The organism is Waltera sp. (genome assembly GCF_046969025.1).
In the GTDB taxonomy this organism is placed as follows: domain Bacteria; phylum Bacillota; class Clostridia; order Lachnospirales; family Lachnospiraceae; genus Acetatifactor; species Acetatifactor acetigignens.
Genome location: NZ_JBKVQF010000047.1, coordinates 1 through 2,879, shown reverse-complemented (window position 1 = coordinate 2,879; position 2,879 = coordinate 1). Strand labels below are relative to the sequence as shown.

Below are 2,879 nucleotides of genomic sequence, written 5' to 3'. Positions count from 1 at the left end.
GTTATTTATCCATCTATCCACATTTCTCCAATATCCTCAGAAGGAATCTTTTTTGTTTTATATACAAAAGCTACACTATACTTCGCTCTGGTAACGGCCACATAAAACTTTGAAAGACTTTCAGCTTTCATATCCTTCGATTTCCCTGACAGCCAATTTAACATTGGCTGTGTTGGATATATCAAAACTCTGTCGAAAGTAAGTCCCTTTGATGATCCAAAAGTCGTTACTGAATATTTCGCGCTATGAGAGCCATCGATACGCTTTTGAGATCCACCAGTACACACAAGTGATCCACCCTTGATCAGTTCATGCAATAGATCCGTCCCGATGCTGAAATGCCAGGTTTTTACTTCAGCTTTTCTTTTGTAGAATCTTTATTGGAGAAATAGTCTCCGATTCTACGAAAGGAGGCCGAAAACGTGGCCAAAAAGATTAATGTGAAGCTGATACTGGAGCTTCGCAGTGCCGGGATGGGGCGGAATGCAATCGCCACTAGCAGGCACATTTCCAAGAATTCTGTCGGTGATGTGTTCCACATCGCTGACAGGATGGGCATATCCTATGAGGACATCGCACAGATGGATGAGGATGCGGTTTACCGCAAGTTTTATCCGGACAAGTTTGCCCTGGAAAACCTGTATGACAAGCCAGATTACGAGTATGTCCACCAGGAACTGAAACGTACTGGGGTGACGCTGAAGCTCCTTTGGCAGGAATACCAGGACAAATGCAGGGCATCTGGCAACATTCCCATGGGATATACGAAATACTGCCAGGGCTACAGCGAATACACGATTATAAACAAGCTTACGAGCCACTTGGAGCATAAGCCCGGCGCTGCCGTGGAGGTAGATTGGTCAGGGCCTTCCATGGCCTATGTCGACACTTCCACAGGGGAGATCGTAACCGTATACCTGTTTGTAGGAACCCTGCCCTACAGCCAGTACTCCTATGTGGAACCCTGCCGGGACATGAAGATGGACAGCTTTATCCGCGCCCACATCCATATGTATGAATTTTTCGGCGGGGTAGCAACGCGCCTTGTCTGCGATAACCTGAAGACGGGCGTTGTGTCCCATCCCAAAGAAGGGGAGGTCGTCCTGACTGTGGATTATGAAGCCATGGGCAGCCACTACCAGACAGCCATCATGCCGGCAAGTATCCGTAAACCCAAACAGAAAGCTTCCGTGGAAGGCACAGTGGGGAAGATTGCAACAGCGATCATCGCACGGCTAAGAAATGAGGCTTTTTACAGCTTTGAGGATCTGAAAGCTGCCGTTGCAAAAAAGCTCTACGGATTCAACCACGAGAGTTTCCAGAAACGTGAAGGGAGCCGCTACGACTCTTACCTGGATGAGAAGCCGTTCCTGCATCCACTGCCGTCTGTCCCTTATGAGATCGCCACGTGGGTCTATGGAAGAAAGGTAAACATTGACTACCATGTCGTCTTTGAGTATAACCGGTACTCTTGTCCTTACCAGTACGCCAGGAAGAGTGTTGACTTGAAGGTTACGGATAGCACCGTGGAGATCTACAGCGGTTCTGCCCGCATAGCCACGCATAATCGCTTCCCGTCTGGTCGGAGGAACCAGTATTCTACCCATCCGGAAGATATGCCGGATAAGTTCAAGTTTTCCCCATGGGATGATATCCGGATCAAAAACTGGGCAAGATCCATCGGCGATTATACAGCACAGGCGATTGACCGTATCTTTGAGGGGGTTCCCATAAAAGAACAGGGCTATAACCCTGCGCTGGCTGTCCTGAGACTGAGCAACAAATACTCCGAAGCACGCCTGGAAGCTGCCTGTGAGTTTGCCATCACCAGCGGGATTAAAAAGCCCCGTTACCACCATCTTAATTCGATCCTTGCATCCAATCAAGACAAGATTTACGTAGAGCGCAAAAAAGCAGATGCAAAGGAACATTCCCAGATGGGATACCTGAGGGGGAGCAGTTATTACGGAGGTGACAATGATGATCAATGAAGAGACCAGGCGCAAGCTGCGTGAAATTAATCTGGGTGAGGCAATCACGGGGCTGGAGGTACAGCAGGCGGATCCTGCGACAATAGCTCTGCCCTTCGACGAAAGGATGCAGCGGCTGGTGGATTACATCTACCAGGAGAAATATAACGGGAAGATACAGCGGCTGATCAAGTCAGCGAAACTTCGTTTTCCGCAGGCAAACCGGCAGGGAGTTATCTACGCCAACCGCGGATTAAACAGGGAACTCATTGAGAACCTGTTCAGCGGCCAGTACATCGATTTGCATCAGAGTGTCATCCTCCAGGGATTTACCGGTTCAGGGAAGACCTACTTAGCCTGTGCCCTGGGAAAAGAAGCCTGCCTGAACCATGTCAGGGTACGGTATGTCAGACTGCCTGACCTGTTAATGGAGTATGGGGACTCCACCATAGTTGCCGGGAATCAAAGGAAGCTGCTTGAACGCTACAGCCGGATACCTCTCCTGATACTGGATGAGTGGCTTGTGTCCGACATATCAGATGCGGAACTCCACTTCCTGTTTGAGCTTATGGAGAGGCGTTCTGATACAACCTCTACCATCTTCTGTACGCAATATCGTAAAGATGACTAGGTGAAACGTCTGGGCGAAGGAGTTCGGGCAGAAGCGATTGTAGATCGCTACGCATACACTGCTTTCTGGATTGAGACCGGCAGCACTAATATGCGGGAATACTGTGCTAAGCATAAAATGTAAAAACATATCGGCGGATCCCAAAAGCGTATTGCTGGGTCTGAGAGAAAAATCAATGGGTCTGAGCAAAGCTCAGACCCGGATCCCTTGGCGCGAAATAATCAGCAATAGCAAAATGGAAGAAAGAAACTGGCAAAGAGCCAGTAGCACATGGTATT

At 48.8% G+C, this 2,879-nt stretch carries 3 protein-coding genes; 2 read left to right on the top strand and 1 reads right to left on the bottom strand.

Features of this window, described 5'->3' with window-relative positions:
• Window positions 1-5: 5 nt before the first annotated feature.
• Window positions 6-317 (bottom strand): 3'-5' exonuclease, encoded by a 312-nt coding sequence (locus ACLTOH_RS15165; RefSeq protein ID WP_412224355.1) that lies wholly within the window; start codon window positions 315-317, stop codon window positions 6-8.
• A gap of 105 nt (window positions 318-422) precedes the next feature.
• On the opposite strand from ACLTOH_RS15165, the gene istA reads away from it, so the two are divergent.
• Together istA and ACLTOH_RS15155 are read left to right on the top strand one after the other, a co-directional pair.
• Complete coding sequence (istA, locus tag ACLTOH_RS15160) at window positions 423-1,991, top strand: IS21 family transposase (protein ID WP_412224353.1); 1,569 nt, start codon at window positions 423-425, stop codon at window positions 1,989-1,991.
• Window positions 1,978-2,601, top strand: coding sequence for an ATP-binding protein (locus ACLTOH_RS15155; RefSeq protein WP_412224352.1), 624 nt, complete (start codon window positions 1,978-1,980; stop codon window positions 2,599-2,601). Before istA ends, ACLTOH_RS15155 begins: the two co-directional genes overlap by 14 nt.
• The last annotated feature ends 278 nt before the right edge of the window (window positions 2,602-2,879 follow it).

Excerpts from the sequence above, each read along its gene's own strand:
- ACLTOH_RS15155 (WP_412224352.1), top strand. The coding sequence starts at position 1,978 with ATGATGATCAATGAAGAGACCAGGCGCAAGCTGCGTGAAATTAATCTG.